Raw genomic sequence first — 21,686 nt, 5'->3', positions numbered from 1 at the left:
CGCCGGTGTCGGGGCAGGGCCCCGCCGGCGGGTCTGCTTCGGCAAACCGCTTCATTACGTCGACTTACTGGTCTGCTTCGGCAAACGGCTTCATTACTTCGATTTACTGGTTTGCTTCTGCGAACTGCTTCATCACCTCGGCGTGCTTGATCATACCGTCGGCACGCAGACCAAGGTTCTTCACGAACTCCGCCTTCTTGGCCGGATCTTCAATCTTGTCGTAGCGCTGTTGCAGATGGGCCTGGATCTGTTCCGGGGTCATGTTCTTCATGCGGGCCATCTTGTCGTGGCGGCCGCCATGATGCTTGCCGCCCATCATGCCGGTACCGTCCATGGGGCAACCGGTCGCCGTGGCCTGGGTCGGTTGCGCGGTGGAGACCGCCTCGCTGGCGGCATAGGCGCCCAGCGGCAGGCCGAGGATCAGGGTGGCGGTCAGCAGGGTCTTGGTCAGCTTTTTCATGGGTAACTCCTGTCGGATGTGTACGGGTAGAGGCTCTTTCGCCTTGGTATCCAGTAAACACCGTGGAAGTGTCTGAAATTTGCCAGTAGAAGCCTATTTTGTAGCAGAGTGTGGCACAGGGGCGTGCTGGCACACTTTGACACAACCCGCCCGGTTGATTTTCGTATAATCGCCCCAGCCCGATAACGGAGAAATGATGATGAACCAAGGCAGCCCTCATATTCTGGTGGTCGATGACCACAGCGAGATCCGCGATCTGCTCAAGCGCTTTCTGGAGCAGCATGGCATGCGCGTCAGTTGCGCCCGCGATGGTAAAGAGATGAAGCGGCTGCTGGATGAGCGGGAGTTCGACCTGCTGGTGCTGGATCTGATGATGCCGGGGGAGGATGGCCTCACCCTGTGCCGCGAGCTGAGGGTCAAATCCCGTCTGCCGATCATCATGCTGACCGCCATGGGGGAGGAGACGGACCGCATCATCGGCCTGGAGATGGGGGCGGACGACTACCTCTCCAAGCCGTTCAACCCGCGGGAGCTGCTGGCCCGCATCAAGGCGGTGATGCGCCGCACCCAGGCGGAGAGCCTGCCCGTGCCGGAGACCCTGACCCGGGATCTGCGCTTCGATCGCTGGCTGCTCGACGTCAATCGCCGCGAGCTGGTGGACGAGGAGGGGGTGGGGATGAGCCTCTCCACCGCCGAGTTCGATCTGCTCAAGGTGTTTCTGGAGCGGCCCCAGCGGGTGCTGAGCCGGGATCAGTTGCTGGATCTGGCCCGTGGCCGGGAGGCGGTGGCCTTCGATCGCGCCATCGATACCCTGGTGAGCCGACTGCGGCGCAAGCTGGAGCGGGATCCCAAGAATCCCGAGCTCATCAAGACCATCTGGGGTGGCGGTTACCTGTTCGCCGCCGACGTGACCCAGGAGTGAGGCCGACATGATCAAGCGCGTCTTCGCCAGGCTGCTGCCCAAGGGGTTGACCGGCCAGATAGTGCTGGTGGCTCTGGCGGGGCTGGTGCTGATCCAGCTGCTCAGTATCCAGATCTACCGTTCGGACAGGGAGGAGGCCCTCGGTTACGTCAACAGCCGCAACGCCATGCAGCGGATCATCTCCGTGGTGCGCCTGCTCTCCCTCTCTCCTCCTTCCCTCTATCACGAGATCCTCAAGGCAAGCCGCAGCGAGACCCTGCTGCTGCGTCTGGCCGACGAGCCGTTGCAGCCGGACAACCGCAGCCCCCGCTTCGAGAAGCTGGTGCGGGCCAAGCTCGGCTATCCATCCTCCCTGGCGGTTGAGATCAGCGCCGAGCTGAAGCAGGACATCCAGCGCAGCCGGGCCTGGCAGCACCACAACCGCATGATGAAGGATCGCAACGGCATGCCGCCGCCCCAGGACATGCGGCTCTACGGCTCCATCGAACTGCCCAACGGCGGCTGGCTCCAGTTCAGCTCCCTGGTGGACAAGGAGACGGCGAGCTGGTCCTGGCAGACGACCCTCAACCTGCTGCTGGTGGCGAGCCTGGTGATCGGCCTGATGATCTGGCTGTTCCGCCGGGCGACCCGTCCCCTCAAGCAACTGGCGGCCAACGCCGACAGGCTGGGGCGTGGTGAGGACATCGAGCCCCTGCGCGAGGAGGGGCCCACCGAGATCCGCGAGTCCATCCAGGCCTTCAACCGGATGCACACCCGGCTCGATCGCTTCGTGCAGGACAGAACCCGGATGCTGGCCGCCATCTCCCACGACCTGCGCACCCCCATCACCAGCCTGCGGCTGCGCAGCGAGTTTCTGGCGGACGGGGAGGACAAGGAGCGCTTCCAGCAGACCCTGCAGCAGATGGAGCAGATGCTGGCGGCGACCCTGAGCTTTGCCCGGGAGGAGGGGCAGCAGGAGGCGACCCGGGAGCTGGATCTGGTCAGCCTGCTGGAGAGCCTGTGTGACGACTATGCCGACATGGGCCAGCCCGTCACCTGCCTGGCCGAGGGCAAGGAGGTCTACGCCTGCCGGGCCAACACCTTGCGCCGGGTACTGCAAAACCTCATCGGCAACGCCATCAAGTACGCAGGGGGGGCCGAGGTTTCGCTGGTGCGCGGTGACGGCGAGTTGCTGATCCTGGTTCGCGATCAGGGGCCGGGGATTGCGGAGAGTCAGTTGGAGGAGGTGTTCAAGCCCTTCGTGCGCCTGGATGAAGCCCGCAACACCGAGTCTGGCAGCGTGGGACTGGGGCTCGCCATCGCCCGCACCCTGGTGCACCAGCACGGCGGTGAGCTCAGCCTCCACAATCGCCAGGAGGGGGGGCTGGAGGCGCGGATCAGCCTGCCCCTGTAAGGAACCTGACCAGGAAATGGGGCACCACCAGGGTGCTCTTTTTGCTGCCCGTGGCGAGAGGGAAGCAGGGCAACAGGTTGGCCACCCGGAAACGGGCAACAAAAAACCCGCCGAAGCGGGTTTTTTCAATTCTTGCTGAGGCCCTTGCCCAAAGAGGGGAAGGTGCTCCGGCTTGAATTACTGCGGAACGACGTTCGCAGCAGCCGGGCCTTTCTGGCCTTGCTCGATGGTGAACTCAACGCGCTGACCTTCTTCCAAGGTTTTGAAACCGTTGGACTGGATGGCGGAGAAGTGAACGAACACGTCTTTGCTGCCGTCAGCCGGGGAGATGAAACCGAAGCCTTTCTCGGCGTTGAAGAATTTTACGGTACCAGTCATTTTGGACATGATAATTTCCTTGAGTAGTGATTAGTGAAACGCCACCGGAGCGGCAATCCATGATTTTTCGTCAGAAATACGTATGGGGAGCACTAAAGAAGGAGAATTATCTGGCAAGAATTATCGGGGATAACTGCCTGCACAAATCACTGCTTTAAGATGACTGCCTAACATAATCAGGTCTGAACTACCGAACCATCGAAAACGATTAGAACACGCACACCCTGTCATGGCAATCTTTATCTTGGTATTCGTTTCAGTCAGTGATGGCTGGATAGGCGTTTTATCCGGGTGTGCATCAGCTGGCAGGGGCCTCCTGCTGCCCTTTTCAGGGGGATGACATGACGCTCTGCCAGCCCCCTTTTTTGCAGCAGCGTCATCTGCGAGCATTCATGCTGCCGTTACCGTCTGCCACGGTATTTGTTGCTGACGGAATCGGACCAGTTGAAGGTGTCGGGCAGTACTTGGGCACTGGCTCGCTCCTTGGCTTTCTCCCGCGCCAGTGCGGATGCCGCCTTGGCGGCCTGGGCGCGATCGGCGGCGATCTTCTGGCGTCCTGCCTCACGGATCTTGTTGCGCTCCCCGTTGGTCAGGGTGTGATCGGCATTGGCCTGGGCCTTTTGCACCAGCAGGGCAATCTCGGCTTTCTCGGTCTCGGTCAGATCCTTCATTTCCAGCTTCTTCATGACGCGCTCCTGCGATCGTTGAATGCCCACCCTAACACACATCCATCGGAGACAGGCTGACCATCCGTCCCCGGATGCCAAAAGTGTCGCTCGGTCGTCATTTCCGAGGGGAGCACGCGACGGGAACGCCTGGCTGACAGGCGTTCCCGGGAGGCTGGATCCCGGCGGAAGATTGGGAGTATGCTGAGGCCAGTGCGATCCCCGATCGTCACTGTTGGCGTACTGAAATCCACGATTCGGCTGACATGCTGGAACACCCGTTCCAACTGTCCAGGTAACCTTTTTGGAGTCTGATGATGAGCAACAAAGAACAGCATCACGGCAAAGATGCCAAGAAAAAACCGCAGATGTCACTGAAAGAGAAACGCGAAGCCAAACGTCAGAAAGCAGAGCTGAAAAACGGCAGCGCGATGAAGTAACGCTCCATCCACTGCGGCTCCCCGGAGCCGGTATCAAGCCAGTCCATCATGGGCTGGCTTTTTTGTCTCCGGCAGTAGAGGTGGTGCCATAGGCGGCAAAGATCCGCTCATAGCGCCCGTCCGCCTTCATCTTGGCGAGCTGTCTGTCGAACCATTGTCGGTGGCCCGCCTCGCGAAAGGCGAAGTGGTAGTGAGTCGGGGGGAAGAGGTCGTGCTGTCTGACCTTGTCCTTGGGATAGCGGTCGCCCTCCTGGTCATCCCCGAGCAACTGAGCCAGATAGTAGTAGAACACCCGCTGTTCCAGGATCACGGCATCGGTGCGCCCGAGCAGGAGCCGCTGTACCTGTCCCTCCTGCCTCGCCACCTCTTCATAACGGGGATTCTGGTCGACGATGTCGGAGAAGGTCGTTCCCAGGATCTGTCGTGCACGCTGGAAAGCACTGACTCGCAGGGTCTGCAAATCCTTCATGGTGTGGACTGCCGTCGGCGCCAGGGTAAAGACCCGGTTGTGGAAGGTGATCACCGGCTGTGAGAGGTAGGCACTTTCCAGCATGCCGGGTTTGACGTTGATGATGGCGTCCAGCTTGCCTTCCTCCAGCATCCTGAAGGTGCGCTCCAGGGGAAGATAGACGACCTGCAGCTCATGGGGGCTGCCTGCGAAGGCCTCTCGCATGAGATCGAGTTCGATGCCCCTGTCTTCGTGGCTGATGACATAGGGAGGAATGGCAAAGCTGACTCCCACCCGCAGCGGCTCCGCGGCAAGGTGGCCGCCGAACATCAACAGGGCGAGGCACAGCAGACGACTCAAGTGGTTCATGCAGGTTCCCGAAGGGAGAAATCGTCTCGATGATAGCCACAAGCCTGGACGAAGGGGACGTAAAGCGCGGGAAAGTGGCAGCAACATGGTCGTCGGGGGAGGTGAATGCGTCAGAAACAGGTAAAAAAAGGCCCTGATGAATCAGGGCCTGCCGCAGGGGATCAGAACGGAATATCGTCGTCGAAATCCATCGGCGGTTCGTTGTAGACCGGCGGGGCAGATTGTGGCTGCTGGGCCGGACGGCCGTAACCGCCTTGCGGTTGCATGTTCTGCTGCGGGGCAGCAGGACGTTGCATGTTCTGTTGCGGTGCAGCCTGTTGCGGCTGGCCCCAGTTGCCCTGGGATGACTGGCCGCCCATGCCCTGGCCACCGCCCTGCGGACGGCCACCCAGCATCTGCATCACACCGGTGAAGCTGTCGACCAGCACCTCGGTGGTGTAGCGCTCCTGGCCGCTCTGATCCTGCCATTTACGGGTCTGGAGCTTGCCTTCCACATAGACCTGGGAGCCCTTCTTCAGGTACTCGCCGGCCACTTCGGCCAGCTTGCCCATGAAGACGACACGGTGCCATTCAGTGCGCTCTTTCTGCTCACCGGTCTGCTTGTCGCGCCAAGTATCGGAGGTGGCCAGGGTGATGTTAGTCACGGCACCGCCGCTCGGCATGTAGCGCACTTCCGGGTCTTGCCCCAGGTTACCGATCAGAATGACTTTGTTGATGCCTCGACTGGCCATAATCTCTCTTCCACCCTTATGTATACCGGCCAGGCCAGATGCCTGGGCCCATTCAATAATGCGTTTGTTTGCAACGAGATGCGCGCCCTGGACGGGTGTCATCTCTCTATCAGTGTCCTGGCTGCGCCGGAGCTTGCCGGCAGAGGCGTCATGGATCGGCCGCAGCGTTTGGCCGCCATAGTACCAGTTGACGGGCATGAGCGCACATCTTCCCTGCCACTGTGGCGTCAATGGATCGCCACAGCCTGAGTAACTTACCCGAGGTAAGGTGTCACCAGCAAGGGGAGGAGGCTGGGGCAGGCTGCGTGAAGAGGGCGGAGCTGTTATGGTGCGCACCGGCACTACTTGACCCCCCAAATGGGGGGGGCGTGCTAGCCAATTGTATTGGCTGGAAAATTGCTGGGCTTCAAAGGAGCCACCGATGCGTCTAATACTTTTTTAATGCTGCAGCCAGGAGGGGGATTGGTACTCTTCCTTGCCAAAAAGCCCCGACTCGAATGTGCAAGGAAGTTCTCTTGATGACGCCCGACTCCCTCCTGGTGCTGATCACCGAAAATAACGCACAAGCCTCCCGTTTCCAGCGTCACCTCAGCGAAGAGCTTGGTCTGCCCATCTTGCTGGTGGGGGAGCTGAATGACCTGCCAGACGTTGCAGAGGGCGCCCCCAAAACCTTGCTGCTGATCGATCTGGACTACCTCAAGTCGACCCAGCAGGAGCTGTGGAGCAATGCCATCTGCCAGCGCTTTGGCGAGGCCAGTGCCGTGTTGCTCAATGCCCCGACCAGCACCAACAAAGAGCTGCTGCTGATGTGGCCCCATACCAGCGGGCTCTTCTTTCGTCAGGACACGCTGGACAGGTTGGTCTTCGGCATCCGCAAGGTGTTGCAGGGGGAGTACTGGATCCCGCGTCACCTGCTGTGCGACCTGGTGGACTACTACCGCAAGGGGAGCGGGCAACCTCAGCGTCAGCAGACGCTGCTGACCGCCCGCGAGCAGGAGATCGTGCGTCACCTGATGACGGGGGCCTCCAACACCGAGATCGCCGACAGCCTGTTCGTGAGCGAACACACCGTCAAATCCCATCTCTACAACGTCTTCAAGAAGCTGAACGTCAAGAACCGGTTGCAGGCGGTGAGCTGGGCCAAGGAGTATCTCTGAGGAAGGGGCACGGAAGGAAAGACTGTCTATTCATCCAGTAGTCTCTATGCCATACTGGCCCGCTCTGGTTCCCGTATCGAGCGCGCAACAAGATGGAAAAAATCGTGATCCGGGGTGCCCGCACCCACAACCTCAAGAACATCAACCTGATCCTGCCACGTGACAAGCTGATCGTGGTCACCGGCCTGTCCGGTTCGGGCAAATCCTCCCTGGCGTTCGATACCCTCTATGCCGAGGGGCAGCGCCGCTATGTGGAGTCGCTCTCCGCCTATGCCCGCCAGTTCCTCTCCCTGATGGAGAAGCCGGACGTGGACCACATCGAGGGGCTGTCGCCTGCCATCTCCATCGAGCAGAAGTCCACCTCCCACAACCCGCGCTCGACCGTCGGCACCATCACCGAGATTTACGACTACCTGCGGCTGCTGTTCGCCCGGGTCGGCGAGCCACGCTGCCCGACCCACGCGATTCCGCTCGCGGCCCAGACCATCAGCCAGATGGTGGATCAGGTGCTGGCCCAGCCCGAAGGCGCCAAGCTGATGCTGCTGGCCCCCGTGGTGCGCAACCGCAAGGGGGAGCACACCAAGCTGCTGGAGAACCTGGCGGCCCAGGGTTACATCCGCGCCCGCATCGACGGCGAAGTGTGCGATCTGTCGGATCCTCCCGCCCTGGAGCTGCACAAGAAGCACACCATCGAGGTGGTGGTGGATCGCTTCAAGGTGCGCGATGACCTGGCCCTGCGCTTGGCCGAATCGTTCGAAACGGCGCTGACTCTCTCCGGCGGCATCGTGCTGGTGGTGCCGATGGACGGGGAGGAGGGGGTTGCCCCCATGACCTTCTCCGCCAACTTCGCCTGCCCCGAGTGCGGTTACTCCATGTCGGAGCTGGAGCCCCGGATCTTCTCCTTCAACAACCCGGCGGGGGCCTGCCCCACCTGTGACGGTCTCGGGGTGCAGCAGTATTTCGATCCCGCCAAGCTCATCCATGATCCGGGCCAGAGCCTGGCCGGCGGCGCCATCCGTGGTTGGGACAAGCGCAGCTTCTACTACTTCCAGATGCTCAAATCCCTGGCCGATCACTACAAGTTCGACCTGGAGACCCCCTGGGAGGATCTGCCGCTCAAGACCCAGGAGGTGATCCTGCGCGGCTCCGGGCGCACCGAGATCGAGTTCCGCTACATGAATGACCGCGGCGACGTGGTGGTGCGCAAGCACCCGTTCGAGGGGATCCTGCACAACATGGAGCGCCGCTACCGGGAGACCGAATCCAACGCGGTGCGGGAAGAGCTGGCCAAATACATCGCCAACAAGTCCTGTACCAGTTGCGGTGGCAGCCGACTGCGGGAAGAAGCCCGCCACGTCTTCGTGGACAATCGCAACCTGCCCGCCATCGCCGAGCAGTCCATCGGCGATGCCCTGGCCTTCTTCGAAGGGTTGAACCTGTCCGGTCAGCGTGCCCAGATAGCGGACAAGATCCTCAAGGAGATCGTCGAGCGGCTCGGCTTCCTGGTGAACGTCGGCCTCAACTATCTGAGCCTGTCGCGCAGCGCCGAGACCCTCTCCGGTGGCGAGGCGCAGCGCATCCGGTTGGCGAGCCAGATCGGTGCCGGCCTGGTGGGGGTCATGTACGTGCTGGATGAACCCTCCATCGGCCTGCACCAGAGAGACAACGAGCGACTGCTCAAGACCCTGACTCACCTGCGTGATCTCGGCAACACCGTGATCGTGGTGGAGCACGATGAGGATGCCATTCGCCTCGCCGACCATGTGCTCGACATTGGCCCGGGGGCCGGGGTGCACGGCGGGGCCATCGTCGCCCAGGGGACGCCGGAGGAGATCATCGCGAACCCCGAGTCCCTGACCGGTGACTACCTCTCCGGGCGCAAGCAGATCGCCATCCCGGCCGAGCGCACCCCGCTCACCGGCAAGTGGCTGAAATTGAAAGGGGCTAGCGGCAACAACCTGCGCAACGTCAACCTGGATCTGCCCATCGGAGTGATGACCTGCGTCACCGGCGTCTCCGGTTCCGGCAAGTCGACCCTGATCAACGACACCCTGTTCCGCATCGCCCACCGCGAGCTGAACAAGGCCACCGAGTCCACGCCTGCGCCCTATCGCAGCGTCGAGGGGCTGGAGCATCTGGACAAGGTGGTGGATATCGACCAGAGCCCCATCGGCCGCACCCCGCGCTCCAACCCGGCCACCTACACCGGCCTGTTCACCCCGATCCGCGAGCTGCTCTCCGGCACCCAGGAGGCGCGTTCCCGTGGCTACCAGCCGGGCCGCTTCTCCTTCAACGTGAAGGGGGGACGCTGCGAGGCGTGCCAAGGGGACGGGGTCATCAAGGTGGAGATGCACTTCCTGCCGGACGTCTACGTGCCGTGCGACGTCTGCAAGGGCAAGCGCTACAACCGCGAGACCCTTGAGGTGAAGTACAAGGGCAAGAACATCCACGAAATCCTCGAGATGACGGTGGAAGATGCCCGTGCCTTCTTCGATCCGGTGCCGGCGGTGGCGCGCAAGCTGCAGACCCTGATGGACGTGGGCCTCTCCTACATCCGGCTCGGTCAGTCCGCCACCACGCTCTCTGGCGGCGAGGCGCAGCGGGTCAAGCTGGCGCGGGAGCTCTCCAAGCGGGACACCGGCCAGACCCTCTACATCCTGGACGAACCGACCACCGGGCTGCACTTCCACGATATCCAGCAGTTGCTCAAGGTACTGCACCAGCTGCGGGATCGGGGCAACACCATCGTCATCATCGAGCACAACCTGGACGTCATCAAAACCGCCGACTGGATCGTCGATCTGGGCCCGGAAGGGGGTGCTGGTGGTGGCAGTATTCTGGTGACGGGTACGCCTGAGGAGATGAGCCGTTGCAAGGAGTCCCACACGGCGCGCTTCCTCGCTCCTCTACTGGAGAAATAAGCGTCACTCGAGAAAAAGGGGCCAAGGCCCCTTTTTTGTTGGCCGGTGGGCGAGGTGCGCCGGTCTGGCGCCCGGCCAGGGATGAGAGGGAGAAAAGAGGGACTCGTCCGGCAGACTCAGTGTGTCAGCATCAGGAAGGCGAGGGCGAACAGGAAACCCAGCAGAATGAAGAGGAAGGAACCTATCCCCCAGATGGCGGCAAGGATGCCGAGAATTTTGTCTTTGCGTGTCTGTGGTTTCATAAAATTCAAATTACAGCATGGTTACATCGCATTAATAAAATACGCCCCGGGGCATAATTAAACAACAATTGAAAGGTGATATGAAGATGTTTAAGGTGTATTTAATTGGTATTTTACATTTCATGCTGATGCAGTAATTTAAGGCATCATCATGTATTTGAATGACTTTTTATTTTCATCTGCGGTTTGATTGCCCAATCAAAGCTGCCGTGTACATCTATCTATTTCTTGATAACTATTGAGCTAAATCAATAACCGGCCATTCACATCCTTTTATAGTTTTCGGGCTTGCAACATAGAAAGAAAACAAAAAAGGAATAATGTGATGAAAAAGATCCTTCCTCTGTTAATCGCAGCCGCTTTTGCTTCCCCCGTCGCCATGGCACATCAGGCCGGTGACATCCTGGTCCGTGGTGGCCTGGCGTTCGTCTCTCCCCAGACCAGCAGTGACAACGTGCTGGGGACAGGCGAGCTGGAGATCGACAGCAACATGCAGCTTGGCCTGACCCTCTCCTACATGTTGACGGACAACTGGGGTGTCGAGCTGCTGGCCGCGACCCCCTTCTCCCACTCGGTGTCGACTGCCGGCCTGGGTGAGGTCGCCAAGGTCAAACACCTGCCGCCGACCCTGATGGCGCAGTACTACTTCGGTGATGCCAACAGCAAGGTGCGCCCCTATGTGGGGGCCGGTATCAACTACACCACCTTCTTCGACGAGGAAGGGCGCGGTGCCCTGGCCGGGACGGATGTGAGCGTGGACTCCTCCTGGGGGATGGCGGGTCAGGTGGGCCTGGACATGGCGATCAATGACCGCTGGTTCGTCAACGCCTCCGCCTGGCTCATCGACATCGATACCGATGTACACACCGCCGTGGGCACCATCAACACCTCCATCGATCCGGTGGCCTTCATGTTCGGCGTCGGCTACCGCTTCTGATGACAAACGTGGCCGATGCACGGCCATGACAACCAAGCATGTCTCTTTGGCCCGGCTCTGTTCGGGCCCTTTTCTGCCTGCCATGTCACGCCAACTGTGATCTGGCCCGCCATCGCGTCACGAACCGCTATTCCATTGCACCCCGCTGCCGATAACCTCGGCATTCACCCCTTTCCCCAACGAGTGAGGATGCCTCCATGGGTTTATCTATTGTGCAGCGGATCATCGCCGGCTTCGTGCTGATGCTGTTGTTGCTGGTTCTGCTCGGCTTCATCAGTATCTTGAAGATCCGGGGGATCAACGAGGGGCTCTCCCAGGTTTCTGATCGTGCCACCCCCCTGGTGATCGCGGTCGCCGGGCTCAAGGGCGCACTGCAGGACAGCAACCGCTGGGTGCTCACCTACAGAACCAGCGAGGAGGCGGCCCAGTTGCCGCAACTGGCCAGCCAGTTCAAGGCGCAGCAGGAGCGTTTCCTGGCCCAGAGCAAGGAGATGGCCCGGTTTGACGGGGTGGCCGAGGCGAGCGAGCGGTTCCGCCAGGTCGACGGGGCGACCCGCGAGTTCTACGGGTTGGCGGATCAGGTGCTGACCCAGCACGGTCAGTGGGTGGCCGCACTCGATCGGCGCCATGAACTGGAGCTGGCGTTCATCCGGCTGGAAGATACCTACCAGTGGGCCGCCGATCTGTTGCTGCAGCAGACCGCGAGCAAACGCTCCATGCGCAACAAGGCCGAACTCATCACCTCCGGCATTGCCCGGGATCTGAAAAACATCCGCCGGGCCGATGCCAAGACCGATCTCAATGAATTGGAGAAGGTGCTCGGCAAGGATATCGAGATGGCACGCAAACGGCTCGAACGGGTTCAGGTGCCCGATGACGTGAGGCAGCGTTTCATCGTCAACCTCGATCGGATGCAGGAGCTGGCCCTTGGCCCGAAAGGGTTGCTGGCGACGATGCGCAATGGCCAGCAACTGGCGGCCTCACTGCAGTCCCTGAACCAGCAGCTCGACACCAGTCTGGTCAACAGCCTGGCGCTGCTGGACGAGATGGCCAAATCGGCGGGCAGCATTGCCAGCGCGAGCCGGGTCGGGGCGGATGACGCCGTCAGCAGCGCCAGCGCCTGGATCCTGATCGTGTCTGCCATCTCCGCGGCCGCCGCGCTCCTCATCGGTTACACCACGGCCCGCAGCATCCAGCGTCCGCTGCAACTCATCGATCGGGAGCTGGATCGCATGGCCACGGGTGACATGACCCGGCGCATCGACTACCAGAGCCGCTGCGAGTTTGGCAGCCTGACCCGCTCCATCAATACCCTGGCAGACAAGACTGGCGAACTGCTCGCCCAGATCAATGCCGGCTCGCGCCATCTGGTGGACGAGGCGAGCCGCGCCGCCGAGATAAGCGAGCGGGCCATGTCACGGGTGCAGGATCAGAAGAGCCAGACCGATCAGGTGGCCGCCGCCATCACCGAGTTGGAGGTGAGTGCCACCGAGGTGGCGCGCTCTACCGACGGCACCAAGCGCGAGGTGGACCTGGCGGACGAAGAGGCCCGCGCCGGACGCAAACAGGTGGCGACTACGCGCCAGATCACCGAACAACTGGCGGGAGCCATGGAAGAGGCGGTCGGCATCACCCACAAGCTGGGGGAATTCAGCGACAACATCGGCAGCATCCTCGACGTGATCCGCAGCATCGCCGAGCAGACCAACCTGCTGGCGCTGAACGCGGCCATCGAGGCGGCCCGGGCGGGGGACGCCGGTCGCGGCTTCGCGGTGGTGGCGGACGAGGTGCGGGCACTGGCGAACCGGACCCAGACCTCGACCGAGGAGATCCAGGCCATGATCGAGAACCTGCAAAGTTCCAGCAAGCACGTGGTGGCCGTGATGGCACGCAGCCAGGAGCAGACCCAGGATTGCGTGGCCCAGACCCGGGTGATGGACGAGGCGTTGCAATCCATTGCCGAGCGGATGAGTGCCATCAAGGCGATGGCGGATCAGGTGGCTCATGCCGCCCAGGAACAGATCTCCGTGAGTCAGGGGGTTGCCCGTCATGTCGCCGGCATTGCGGATGTGGCTTACGAGACCGAGCGGGAGGCACGGGAATCGGCCAGCAGCAGTGAGGTGCTGGCGGATCTGGTCGCCAAGCAGCAGCAATTGATCGCCCATTTCAAGGTGTAGGAGGACTTATGGCTAACAAGTGGATCGGGGCCCTGAGTCTCCTGTTGTGTGGCCAGCTGATGGCCAGCGAGCTGGTGATAGAGAGCTGGCGCATAGATGACAAGGCCTTGTGGGAACAGAAGATCATTCCTGCTTTCGAGGCCGCCCACCCGGGTATTCAGGTGAAATTCAACGGGGTGCAGAACGTCGAGTACATGCCGACCCTCTGGGCCAGCCTCAAGGCGAGCAAGGCGGGGGATCTCATCACCTGCCGCCCGTTTGACGACTCCCTGGCCCTGTTCAAGGCGGGCCATCTGGTGGAGCTGAGCGAGATGGCGGGGATGGAGAACTTCCCGAGCTTTGCCCAATCCCCCTGGCAGACCGACAGCGGCGCCCAGACTTTCTGCGTACCCATGGCATCGGTGATTCACGGCTTCTTCTACAACAAGAAGATATTCAGTGAGCTGGGGCTGACGGTACCCCAGACCCGCGAGGCATTCTTCGCGGCCCTGGACAAGGTGAAGGCGGATGGTCGCTATGTTCCCCTCGCCGTGAGCGGCTCGGAGAGCTGGGTTGCCTCCGAGCTCGGTTTCCAGAACATAGGCCCCAACTACTGGAAGGGGGAGGATGGTCGATTGGCGCTGATCGGGGGCCAGGAGCGCTTCAACAACCCGCAATACGTCAAGGTGTTCGAGGAGCTGGCCCGCTGGCGTGACTACCTGGGGGAGGGGGGTGAGAGCCGCGACTACGCCACCACCAACGAGCTGTTCACCTCGGGCAAGGCTGCCTTCTATGCGGCGGGATCCTGGGAGATCGCCCCCTTCACCGGCAAGGTGGACTTCGGTGTCATGCGCCCGCCCGTGGCAAAGCAGGGGGATGGCTGTTTCTTCACCGATCACACCGACATCGGTATGGGGATGAATCCGGCCAGCAAGAACAAGGAGGCCGCCATGACCTTCCTGCAGTGGCTGACCACTCCCCAGTTTGCCGAGCTCTATACCAACTCGCTGCCCGGCTTCTTCTCGCTCTCCAACCACTTCTTTGAAGCCACCAATCCGGCGGCCAGAGAGATGATGGAGTGGCGGGATCAGTGCGATTCCACCATCCGGGTTGCCACCCAGATCCTCTCCCGCGGCACTCCCAAGCTCGGGGATGAACTGGCCGAGGTGAGCCAGCAGGTATTGCTGGGAACCGTGGCACCCAAGGCGGCGGCCGATCGCCTGGAACAGGGGTTGAAAGGGTGGTATGCCCCCCATCAGGGCAACCAGGGCAAGGGACAGGAGTGTCAGTGTGAGGCGAGCGTGCCTGCCGTCCCTGTGTCGGGTGCCATCGGGACCGAGCCTGCTGCACCTGTGGTGCCGGATGGACAAGCGCCTTCCGGAGCAAGCGCGACCCAGCTTCCGTCAGCACCGGTGTCCGGAGCCGTCGCTCCAGCGCCTTCTGCCGAAGTGGAGGAGGCGCTCGCCAGCGAACTGGAGGGGACACAGCCCTGATGGTTCACCATGAAGAACGGGAGGCCTTGGCCTCCCGTTTTGCATCTGCGTGATGACCTGTCATTCCCGTGGCCAGCGGCACAGGCTGCCGATACGGGCCACCGGCACGAAACCCAGAGTGCGATAGACCCGCTGGGCGTGATAGTGCTCGTCTGCCACTATGATGAGCGAACTGGCCCGTGCCAGTCCCTGGCGTCCGACCTGGCTCAGCAACAGACGACAGAGCCCCCGGTTTCTCCACTCTGCGTGCGTGCGCACCAGTTGAAAGCGTCCTTGGGTGCCGGTGAAGAAGAGTCCGCAGCTGGCAACCAGTTGATCCTGGTGCCATAACCCCCACCACTGTCCGAGCCCGTCATCGATCATGGCCTGATAGAGCTGGCGGCGTGACAAGAGATAGGGAAGATAGCGCTCCTCCGAATGGGCGGGATCCCGCTCTGCCAGTTCGAAGGCGAGCCACTGATCCCAGTCCGCCGCGGTGAACGGGCGAGCCGGGGCCAGGTCGCTGCCGGTGGGGGCTTGCCATTCCATTGCACTCAGCGCCAGTACCACGCACTCCATGTATTGGTATCCCGCCGCCACGAACCCGGCGACCCGGCTGTTCTGGCCTGCGGCGAGGGGCCACTGGAAGGTACGGTGGCGGATACGGGGATCCCAGCCAATCAGCCTGTCGAAACTGGCCTCGAGCCAGCCCTTGTCACGATCGCTTGGGGGGGTGGGCAGCAACAGGTAGTTGCCGAAGTAGTAGTCTGGAGAGCCCGGGGTGCGCACGGTCCAGAACGCATCATGATCCGTCACCTCGCCCTGATAGCGATCGAACAGCAGATCGGTGGCAAAACCGGGGTGATCTTCCATGATGGGGCTCCTGCAAACGCTTGAATTGCTTATCGGCAGGCGGGGAAAGAAGTTAAAAAAAGGCCGGGAAACCCGGCCAAACAATCACACGCAGATTCAGAACGTCCAGGACGATCCGCCCGCATCATAGCGTGCCTGACAGCATTTTGGGATGGGGTCGCTCATTACTTAGGTTGAATTGCAAAATAAAAAAATCGGCAATCCCCCTTGTCGCTGACAAATCGGTATTGACTTTGATCCGTTTTCTCATAAAGATAGAAAGACGTTTAGACGTCCAAACATCCGTTTTGGCGTGAAGGAATGGGTTGCAGGACAGGGAGAGAGCAGATGGGATTTCACAGCGCGCGTCAGGTTGAGGCACTCAACCAGAGTTTGGCGGATCTGGGTGGCGACATATCGGTCAGTTTCGAGTTTTTCCCGCCCAACAGCGAAGGGATGGAGAACACCCTCTGGCAGTCCATCGAGCGCCTGCAGGTGCTGGAGCCCAAATTCGTCTCTGTGACCTATGGCGCCAACTCGGGCACCCGGGACCGCACTCACAAGGTGATCAAGGACATCAAGGAGCGTACCGGCCTCATCGCCGCCCCGCACCTGACCTGTATCGACGCCAGCCGTGACGAGCTACGCACCATTGCCCGTGACTACTGGAACAGCGGTATTCGCCATATCGTGGCCCTGCGCGGAGACTTGCCTCCCGGTCTCGACAAGCCTGACATGTATGCCACCGACCTGGTCGCCCTGCTCAAATCCGAAGCCGATTTCGATATCTCGGTCGCCGCCTATCCGGAAGGCCACCCCGAGGCTCGCAGTGCGCAATCCGACTTGCTGAACCTCAAGCGCAAGATAGATGCCGGTGCCAACCGGGCCATTACCCAGTTCTTCTTCGATGTGGAGACCTATCTGCGTTTTCGGGATCGCTGCGCCGCCATCGGTATCGATGCGGAGATCGTGCCGGGGATACTGCCGGTCTCCAACTACCAGACCCTGGCCAAGTTTGCTGGTTTCACCAATGTGAAAATCCCGCGCTGGATGCACCAGCGATTCGAAGGGCTGGAAAACGATCAGATGACGCGCAACATGGTGGGAGCCAGCATTGCCATCGACCAGGTGCGTGTGCTGAGTCAGGAAGGGGTGAAGGATTTCCACTTCTATACCCTGAACCGCTCAGAGCTGACCTACGCCATCTGTCACACACTGGGTGTGAGGCCGAAAGGTCAGGCCTGATCCGCGGCTCTGATACAGAAAAGCCAATGAGTCTTCTCATTGGCTTTTTGTTTTGGGCGACAGTCAGGGCCGGGTTGGCTGGATCTCCCTGGGCTCGAGATCGATGACTGCATTGCCGGCGGCACCGGGATACTGGTGATAGCTCTGGTCCTGCTCCAGGGTATAGAAGGTGTCGAGGTAGTCGTCGTTGTTGGTCATCCAGGAGTCCGGGAGTGCCTTGACGATACGACCGCCGAGGTCGAGGAAGGGCAGGGCCTCGGGTACGCCGCCCGCAGTGAAGCCGAGTTTGAGTGCGTCAATCAGGAGGGCGCTCAGCTCCTTGTAATTGACGTTGTCATCCTGCTCCATCATGACCACGTCGACGGCTCCCCAGCGGTAGCGATCCCAATAGACCAGGATCTGGTTGGGGGTGTAGTCGGTGTTGTCGTAGTCGAGATAGGGCATGTCGACGATATCCACCACGGGTTCGTCCCTGCCAGGATTGACCCCGGCCACGACGGCATAGACCTCGGCGGCGCCCAGCAGCCAGGGCTCCTGATCATCGTTGAGCCTGATCTTCTTGAGAATGCTGGTCTTGAGGGGCGTGGTGTTGCTGGTGGCACGGGGCGTCACCTGCATGTCGGCGGCAGCCAGCGCCTTTCGCATCACCTTCAGGCCGGCATTCTTGGCTTTGACCGGATCGGCCTCCACCACCAGTACCGGCCGCGCCGGCGGCTGGTTCACATCGAGATAGATCGGGTTGCCGGCGCTGTCGAACGCCTCGATGGCGCTCCAGCTCTTTTCGTCACCACTTGGTATGTAGGCAACCAGTGGCTCCACCCCTTGTTGCAGTGCATCCGCCTGATCCGGATTGGCCAGCCGCAGTTGCATCAGCTCCCTGACCTCGCCATCCAGCCCTTGCCGACTGATGGCCGCCTGGTTGGCACCCCGAGCCTGACGCTTCAGGCGGGGGCTGGCCTTTTGCAGCAGGTTGGGCAGCGGGCTCTGGTATTCCTGACTGTTCAGGAGTGGCAGCAGGTTCTTCTGCTGCAGCGCGAGCTGGCGTGCCAGCTCCCGATCGGTGTCGGCAGCCTGGGCCGTGGTGGCGCCCAGCAGTGCCAATAACAAAATGACAGCCTGATTCCTCATCTTCGTTCTCCAGTATTGAGTCTGACCACGGCGCTTGTCGGGAAGGATCTGCGCCGTTTTGTCACTAGAAAGGAATAAGGTTCATATGTGAACGCTCTTCTCAGGATTATGTGCTGCGTCTCACTGGGGTCTCCCCAGATGGTCAGGTCAGGCGCGGAGCCGGTTGACTTGATGCAATGTCACTCCGATCAGCAATCCCCAGCAGGCAGACCCGACCCCGAGCAGGGTGATCCCCGAGGCAGTCACAAGGAAAGTCAGTAGCGCGGCTTCCCGCTCCTCGTCCTGCTGCAAGGCGCTGTGCAAGCTGCTGCCTATGGTGCCGAGCAGCGCCAGCCCGGCCACGCAGGTGACCAGCACCGCAGGGAATGCGCTGAACAGGGCAACCACGGTGGCACCGAAACAGCCTGTGAGCAGGTAGAAACATCCAGCCCACACGGCAGCAGGCCAGCGTCGAGTGACATCGTGATCCACTTCCTTGCCCATGCAGATGGCGGCAGTGATGGCGGCCAGGTTGAAGGCATAGCCGCCAAACGGTGCCAGCAGCACGCCGATGAATCCGGTCCAGCCAATCAGGGAAGAAGTGGCCGGTTGATAGCCGTGGGCGCGCAGGATGGCAATGCCCGGCATGTTTTGCGAGGTCATGGTAACGAGAAAGAGCGGGAGTGCGATGCCGAGCAGGGCGTCGATGGAAAAGGCTGGCGAGATCCAGACCGGAGTGGAAAGTTGCCAGTGAACCTCGTTGAGTTGCAGCTCGCCCCTCAGGGTGCAGAGCAGCATGCCGGCCGCCAGGACCAGCATCATGGTGTAGCGGGGCCAGAGGTGGCGACCCAGCAAGAAAGCCAGTAGCAAGGTGCCAAGCAGCAGAGGATCTTGTGGTGCCACCTTGAAGAGATCCAGCCCGAACCTGAGCAAGACTCCGGCCAGCATGGCGGCCGCCAGGGGGGCGGGAATGTGACGCATCAGCCTGTCGAACCAGCCGCTGATACCGCAGAGGGTGATCAGCAGTGAAGAGATGATGAAGGCGCCGATGGCTTCAGCCAGACTGAAGTTCCCCAGGCTGGTGATGAGCAGGGCGGCACCCGGGGTAGACCAGGCCGTCAAGACAGGCATCCGGTAATAGAGGGAGAGGCCGATGCAGCTGACCCCCATGCCGATACCCAGTGTCCATAACCAGGAAGAGACCTGGGCTGCATCGGCACCGGCGGCCGTGGCGGCCTGGATGATCAAGACGACAGAACTCGTGTAACCCACCAATACGGCGATGAGTCCCGCGACCATGTGGGGGAGGGCTAGGGGCATGGGAAACTTCCTTGTGGATGCTGATAGCTTGTGCGCTATTGCGTACAATGTGGATTCGACTATAACGCTGTGCGTTATGGCGCACAATATGGCTCGAAGAAATCGGAGAACAGATGCAGGAGATGAGTCGCTATCTGGCCCAGCGATTGAAAGGGCTGCGCACTGAAAGAGGATGGAGCCTGGATATGGCCGCCCGTGAAACGGGGGTGAGCAAGGCAATGCTGGGACAGATCGAGCGAGGTGAATCCAGTCCGACGGTGGCAACATTGTGGAAGATTGCCACCGGTTTTCGGGTCTCTTTCTCCAGTTTCATTGAGCCGACACCAGAGGCGCAGGGAGAGACGGTATACCGTATTGCCGATGATATTCGACAGCAGCCGGCGGGAGAGGGGATGCAGGTTGCCCCGCTTTTCCCCTATGAGGCCCGCTTTGGTTTCGAGTTGTTCGAACTGACCCTGCTACCTGGCTACCAGCGGGAGTCAGAACCCCATGAACCCGGGGTGACCGAACATGTCATCGTCATCAGCGGTGTGATGGAGGTGCTGGTGGACGGGGCGTGGCGTTCCCTCGATCAGGGTGAGGCCGTCCGGTTTGCAGCGGACCGTCCCCATGGCTACCGCAATCTGGGAATCGCTCCCGCCATCTTCCACAATCTGATCCACTATCCGGCCATGGCCGCGCGATGACTAGCCGGGGCGGCCATCCGGCCTGGGACTGGTCAGTATGGGGGTATAGACCCAGACAAAGAGACCGTAGGCGGCAATCCAGCTCCATCCGCTGAGGTTCCATCCCTCGAGGGTGAGGTTTGGCCAAAAGAGTGGGAGCAAGACCCGCAACAGTGCGGACAGGATCACCAGTGCAAATGCCGCTGTGATCCTGTGCCCTATCTGCAGGGCTCTGCCACTGTGTCCGAGGGATACACGGGCTATCATCCCGAGGATCATGGCCCCCATGCTGCCCGCGCTGAACAGATGGCTGGTCAGTGACAAGGTGATGGGCCAGCCAGCCGTGCGTGCCGCCAGGGCGGTTAGCCCCAGGGGGATAAAGAGGTAGGCCAGGTGAAGCGACCACAGCAGGGGGTGGGCCACCGTGGTTCCGGGTCGCCAGCGCAGCTGCCTGTAGAGGTGAGCCCCTGCCGCCACTATATATAGAGGGAACATCTGGATGCCGAGGACCCACTGGGTCGGGAGCACCAACCAGAGCAGCAGGATGAGCCACAGAGACGCGAGGGCAATGCGCTCCAGCCACGGCAGTGGGAGTGCTTTTTCCGCCCCAGTGGCTCTGGCGGTAAAGAAGGGAATGACACGTCCTCCCATGACGGCAATCAGGGTCGTGAAGAGGAGCACGGTTGCAAGCAGGATATGTTCCACCAATGGCCATTCGGCATGCCACCGCCAGCAAGCGGTATTGAGCAGGGTCAACACGAGAAGCAGGGGAACAAAAAAGAGATTGCGCCACTGGCGCGTTACTATGATGGGTCTGGCGAGAAACCACGTACAGAGGGGCAACCAGGCCAGGTCCATGACCATCAGAGTGACATTGCTTTCTCCAAACCAGGGGAGCAGGCCTCTCGGGGTGGCCCACAATCCCACGACCAGTGCCAGCGGCCAACCGCGTACACCAGGGTGAGCGGTCCAGTTCTGGACGGCGGTAAGCAGAAAACCCGCCACTATGGCGGCACCAAAGCCGAACAGCATTTCATGTGCATGCCACCAGATGGGGTTGGCAATCCCGGGCAGAGCGAACCAACCGTTGAGCTGCCCCAGCCAGCCCAGCATCGCCAAAGCCGAGAACAAGGCGCCGAACAGGAAGAAAGGCCGAAACCCGAGGCGGAACAGAGGAACGATTCTCTCCTCTTTGCGGCTATCCAGGATCTGGTGCATGAATGAAACCTTAATTGGACATTTGAAAAGTCAATTATAAAGTGGCTTTTCAAATGTTCAATTTAAATCCAATGACAGCCCGAAATGGTGGTGATGCGAACGAAATAGAACCGCTTTGCTGTATATCTGAGCGAACGGTTCTTTTCGGTGAAAAAGCCCTTGTCATCACGGCGCGGCTCCCTATAATGCGCCCCTACCAGCACGGCGGACTACGCCAACCTGATAAGTTCGCTTCCTTGTGAAGCCAGCGCCGAAAGAAAAGCGAAAACAACCGCTTGACTTTCGAAGTGAGAAGCGTAAGATGCGCCTCCTCAACGCGATAAGCGTGACGCTCTTTAACAATTTGAATCAAGCAATCTGTGTGGGCACTCACAGCATCGAGCATCAAAAACAATTTTTGATTTTCAATGTCTGATGAAGTGACCAAAGCAACGAAAGTTGCAGCAGTTAATTCAGCAATTCATTGAGCCGCTTTGCTTAAGCGATTAAGCAGGCAACCAAACTTAAATTGAAGAGTTTGATCATGGCTCAGATTGAACGCTGGCGGCAGGCCTAACACATGCAAGTCGAGCGGCAGCGGGAAAGTAG

General features: G+C 60.6%; 20 protein-coding genes and 1 rRNA gene. 11 read left to right on the top strand and 10 right to left on the bottom strand.

Annotated features, from left to right (window positions below; translation table 11 throughout):
* Window positions 1-103: 103 nt before the first annotated feature.
* Window positions 104-460: a hypothetical protein gene (locus AB5Y80_RS19625; protein WP_010675900.1), complete on the bottom strand. Its 357-nt coding sequence runs from the start codon at window positions 458-460 to the stop codon at window positions 104-106.
* 199 nt (window positions 461-659) lie between these two features.
* On the opposite strand from AB5Y80_RS19625, the gene AB5Y80_RS19620 reads away from it, so the two are divergent.
* Both AB5Y80_RS19620 and AB5Y80_RS19615 read left to right on the top strand, forming a co-directional pair.
* On the top strand, window positions 660-1,382 hold the full coding sequence (locus AB5Y80_RS19620; protein WP_010675899.1) for a response regulator: 723 nt from the start codon (window positions 660-662) through the stop codon (window positions 1,380-1,382).
* 7 nt (window positions 1,383-1,389) lie between these two features.
* Window positions 1,390-2,775, top strand: a complete 1,386-nt coding sequence (locus tag AB5Y80_RS19615) for an ATP-binding protein (RefSeq protein ID WP_171865737.1) — start codon at window positions 1,390-1,392, stop codon at window positions 2,773-2,775.
* 177 nt (window positions 2,776-2,952) lie between these two features.
* On the opposite strand, the gene AB5Y80_RS19610 is transcribed toward AB5Y80_RS19615, so the two are convergent.
* Window positions 2,953-3,162 (bottom strand): cold shock domain-containing protein, encoded by a 210-nt coding sequence (locus AB5Y80_RS19610; RefSeq protein ID WP_010675897.1) that lies wholly within the window; start codon window positions 3,160-3,162, stop codon window positions 2,953-2,955.
* Between the two features lie 392 nt (window positions 3,163-3,554).
* Window positions 3,555-3,839 carry a DUF3811 domain-containing protein gene (yjbD, locus tag AB5Y80_RS19605; protein WP_010675896.1) on the bottom strand — a complete coding sequence of 95 codons (285 nt, stop codon included), beginning with the start codon at window positions 3,837-3,839 and terminating at the stop codon, window positions 3,555-3,557.
* A 296-nt stretch (window positions 3,840-4,135) separates the two neighbouring features.
* Between yjbD and AB5Y80_RS19600 the strand changes: the two genes are divergently transcribed.
* The gene (locus AB5Y80_RS19600; RefSeq protein WP_010675895.1) at window positions 4,136-4,258 is read left to right on the top strand and encodes a hypothetical protein; all 123 of its coding nucleotides are present in this window, start codon (window positions 4,136-4,138) and stop codon (window positions 4,256-4,258) included.
* 46 nt (window positions 4,259-4,304) lie between these two features.
* Here the strand turns inward: AB5Y80_RS19600 and AB5Y80_RS19595 are convergent, their stop codons facing one another.
* Entirely contained in the window at window positions 4,305-5,075 is a 771-nt protein-coding gene (locus AB5Y80_RS19595) for an ABC transporter substrate-binding protein (protein ID WP_041214049.1), read from the bottom strand.
* A gap of 161 nt (window positions 5,076-5,236) precedes the next feature.
* Window positions 5,237-5,806 carry a single-stranded DNA-binding protein gene (locus AB5Y80_RS19590; RefSeq protein WP_010674212.1) on the bottom strand — a complete coding sequence of 190 codons (570 nt, stop codon included), beginning with the start codon at window positions 5,804-5,806 and terminating at the stop codon, window positions 5,237-5,239.
* A 518-nt stretch (window positions 5,807-6,324) separates the two neighbouring features.
* Between AB5Y80_RS19590 and AB5Y80_RS19585 the strand changes: the two genes are divergently transcribed.
* Entirely contained in the window at window positions 6,325-6,963 is a 639-nt protein-coding gene (locus tag AB5Y80_RS19585; RefSeq protein WP_010674213.1) for a LuxR C-terminal-related transcriptional regulator, read from the top strand.
* Window positions 6,964-7,055: 92 nt separating this feature from the next.
* On the top strand, window positions 7,056-9,884 hold the full coding sequence (gene uvrA / locus AB5Y80_RS19580; RefSeq protein WP_368173418.1) for an excinuclease ABC subunit UvrA: 2,829 nt from the start codon (window positions 7,056-7,058) through the stop codon (window positions 9,882-9,884).
* A gap of 116 nt (window positions 9,885-10,000) precedes the next feature.
* On the opposite strand, the gene AB5Y80_RS19575 is transcribed toward uvrA, so the two are convergent.
* Window positions 10,001-10,126, bottom strand: coding sequence for a hypothetical protein (locus AB5Y80_RS19575; RefSeq protein WP_010674215.1), 126 nt, complete (start codon window positions 10,124-10,126; stop codon window positions 10,001-10,003).
* 325 nt (window positions 10,127-10,451) lie between these two features.
* On the opposite strand from AB5Y80_RS19575, the gene AB5Y80_RS19570 reads away from it, so the two are divergent.
* The 3 genes from AB5Y80_RS19570 to AB5Y80_RS19560 all read left to right on the top strand — a co-directional run bounded on the left by AB5Y80_RS19570 (window position 10,452) and on the right by AB5Y80_RS19560 (window position 14,712).
* Window positions 10,452-11,063, top strand: a complete 612-nt coding sequence (locus AB5Y80_RS19570) for an OmpW family outer membrane protein (protein WP_010674216.1) — start codon at window positions 10,452-10,454, stop codon at window positions 11,061-11,063.
* A gap of 197 nt (window positions 11,064-11,260) precedes the next feature.
* Window positions 11,261-13,240 carry a methyl-accepting chemotaxis protein gene (locus AB5Y80_RS19565; protein ID WP_039040116.1) on the top strand — a complete coding sequence of 660 codons (1,980 nt, stop codon included), beginning with the start codon at window positions 11,261-11,263 and terminating at the stop codon, window positions 13,238-13,240.
* 8 nt (window positions 13,241-13,248) lie between these two features.
* Window positions 13,249-14,712 (top strand): ABC transporter substrate-binding protein, encoded by a 1,464-nt coding sequence (locus tag AB5Y80_RS19560; RefSeq protein ID WP_266137046.1) that lies wholly within the window; start codon window positions 13,249-13,251, stop codon window positions 14,710-14,712.
* Between the two features lie 60 nt (window positions 14,713-14,772).
* Here the strand turns inward: AB5Y80_RS19560 and AB5Y80_RS19555 are convergent, their stop codons facing one another.
* Window positions 14,773-15,564: a GNAT family N-acetyltransferase gene (locus AB5Y80_RS19555; RefSeq protein WP_368173417.1), complete on the bottom strand. Its 792-nt coding sequence runs from the start codon at window positions 15,562-15,564 to the stop codon at window positions 14,773-14,775.
* Window positions 15,565-15,891: 327 nt separating this feature from the next.
* Between AB5Y80_RS19555 and metF the strand changes: the two genes are divergently transcribed.
* Window positions 15,892-16,788, top strand: a complete 897-nt coding sequence (gene metF / locus AB5Y80_RS19550; protein WP_010674220.1) for a methylenetetrahydrofolate reductase — start codon at window positions 15,892-15,894, stop codon at window positions 16,786-16,788.
* A 63-nt stretch (window positions 16,789-16,851) separates the two neighbouring features.
* Here metF and AB5Y80_RS19545 read toward each other — a convergent pair whose 3' ends face one another.
* Entirely contained in the window at window positions 16,852-17,916 is a 1,065-nt protein-coding gene (locus AB5Y80_RS19545) for a DUF3103 family protein (RefSeq protein ID WP_042879160.1), read from the bottom strand.
* Between the two features lie 147 nt (window positions 17,917-18,063).
* A complete protein-coding gene (locus AB5Y80_RS19540) occupies window positions 18,064-19,215 on the bottom strand; it encodes a benzoate/H(+) symporter BenE family transporter (RefSeq protein ID WP_368173416.1) in 1,152 nt (383 codons plus the stop codon).
* Window positions 19,216-19,328: 113 nt separating this feature from the next.
* Between AB5Y80_RS19540 and AB5Y80_RS19535 the strand changes: the two genes are divergently transcribed.
* Window positions 19,329-19,901, top strand: a complete 573-nt coding sequence (locus AB5Y80_RS19535; RefSeq protein WP_236275448.1) for a helix-turn-helix domain-containing protein — start codon at window positions 19,329-19,331, stop codon at window positions 19,899-19,901.
* Here the strand turns inward: AB5Y80_RS19535 and AB5Y80_RS19530 are convergent, their stop codons facing one another.
* The gene (locus AB5Y80_RS19530) at window positions 19,902-21,098 is read right to left on the bottom strand and encodes an NnrS family protein (RefSeq protein WP_368173415.1); all 1,197 of its coding nucleotides are present in this window, start codon (window positions 21,096-21,098) and stop codon (window positions 19,902-19,904) included.
* 505 nt (window positions 21,099-21,603) lie between these two features.
* On the opposite strand from AB5Y80_RS19530, the gene AB5Y80_RS19525 reads away from it, so the two are divergent.
* Window positions 21,604-21,686: ribosomal RNA gene (locus tag AB5Y80_RS19525) — 16S ribosomal RNA — on the top strand; the annotation flags it as partial.

The sequence above is a fragment of the Aeromonas sp. R2-1 genome (assembly GCF_040908425.1).
Classification (GTDB): Bacteria; Pseudomonadota; Gammaproteobacteria; order Enterobacterales; family Aeromonadaceae; genus Aeromonas; species Aeromonas caviae.
The sequence above is the reverse complement of the archived record's forward strand: the minus strand, read 5'-3'. Positions and strand labels throughout refer to the sequence as shown.

Bases quoted from the DNA above. Each gene is read 5' to 3' on its own strand.
- AB5Y80_RS19585 (WP_010674213.1), top strand. From the start codon at position 6,325: ATGACGCCCGACTCCCTCCTGGTGCTGATCACCGAAAATAACGCACAA.
- AB5Y80_RS19530 (WP_368173415.1), bottom strand. From the start codon at position 21,098: ATGCACCAGATCCTGGATAGCCGCAAAGAGGAGAGAATCGTTCCTCTG.
- AB5Y80_RS19560 (WP_266137046.1), top strand. From the start codon at position 13,249: ATGGCTAACAAGTGGATCGGGGCCCTGAGTCTCCTGTTGTGTGGCCAG.
- AB5Y80_RS19565 (WP_039040116.1), top strand. From the start codon at position 11,261: ATGGGTTTATCTATTGTGCAGCGGATCATCGCCGGCTTCGTGCTGATG.
- AB5Y80_RS19620 (WP_010675899.1), top strand. From the start codon at position 660: ATGAACCAAGGCAGCCCTCATATTCTGGTGGTCGATGACCACAGCGAG.
- AB5Y80_RS19570 (WP_010674216.1), top strand. From the start codon at position 10,452: ATGAAAAAGATCCTTCCTCTGTTAATCGCAGCCGCTTTTGCTTCCCCC.
- AB5Y80_RS19595 (WP_041214049.1), bottom strand. From the start codon at position 5,075: ATGAACCACTTGAGTCGTCTGCTGTGCCTCGCCCTGTTGATGTTCGGC.
- AB5Y80_RS19575 (WP_010674215.1), bottom strand. From the start codon at position 10,126: ATGAAACCACAGACACGCAAAGACAAAATTCTCGGCATCCTTGCCGCC.
- AB5Y80_RS19545 (WP_042879160.1), bottom strand. From the start codon at position 17,916: ATGAGGAATCAGGCTGTCATTTTGTTATTGGCACTGCTGGGCGCCACC.
- AB5Y80_RS19535 (WP_236275448.1), top strand. From the start codon at position 19,329: ATGCAGGAGATGAGTCGCTATCTGGCCCAGCGATTGAAAGGGCTGCGC.
- AB5Y80_RS19590 (WP_010674212.1), bottom strand. From the start codon at position 5,806: ATGGCCAGTCGAGGCATCAACAAAGTCATTCTGATCGGTAACCTGGGG.
- AB5Y80_RS19615 (WP_171865737.1), top strand. From the start codon at position 1,390: ATGATCAAGCGCGTCTTCGCCAGGCTGCTGCCCAAGGGGTTGACCGGC.
- AB5Y80_RS19610 (WP_010675897.1), bottom strand. From the start codon at position 3,162: ATGTCCAAAATGACTGGTACCGTAAAATTCTTCAACGCCGAGAAAGGC.
- metF (WP_010674220.1), top strand. From the start codon at position 15,892: ATGGGATTTCACAGCGCGCGTCAGGTTGAGGCACTCAACCAGAGTTTG.
- AB5Y80_RS19625 (WP_010675900.1), bottom strand. From the start codon at position 460: ATGAAAAAGCTGACCAAGACCCTGCTGACCGCCACCCTGATCCTCGGC.
- uvrA (WP_368173418.1), top strand. From the start codon at position 7,056: ATGGAAAAAATCGTGATCCGGGGTGCCCGCACCCACAACCTCAAGAAC.
- AB5Y80_RS19600 (WP_010675895.1), top strand. From the start codon at position 4,136: ATGAGCAACAAAGAACAGCATCACGGCAAAGATGCCAAGAAAAAACCG.
- yjbD (WP_010675896.1), bottom strand. From the start codon at position 3,839: ATGAAGAAGCTGGAAATGAAGGATCTGACCGAGACCGAGAAAGCCGAG.
- AB5Y80_RS19540 (WP_368173416.1), bottom strand. From the start codon at position 19,215: ATGCCCCTAGCCCTCCCCCACATGGTCGCGGGACTCATCGCCGTATTG.
- AB5Y80_RS19555 (WP_368173417.1), bottom strand. From the start codon at position 15,564: ATGGAAGATCACCCCGGTTTTGCCACCGATCTGCTGTTCGATCGCTAT.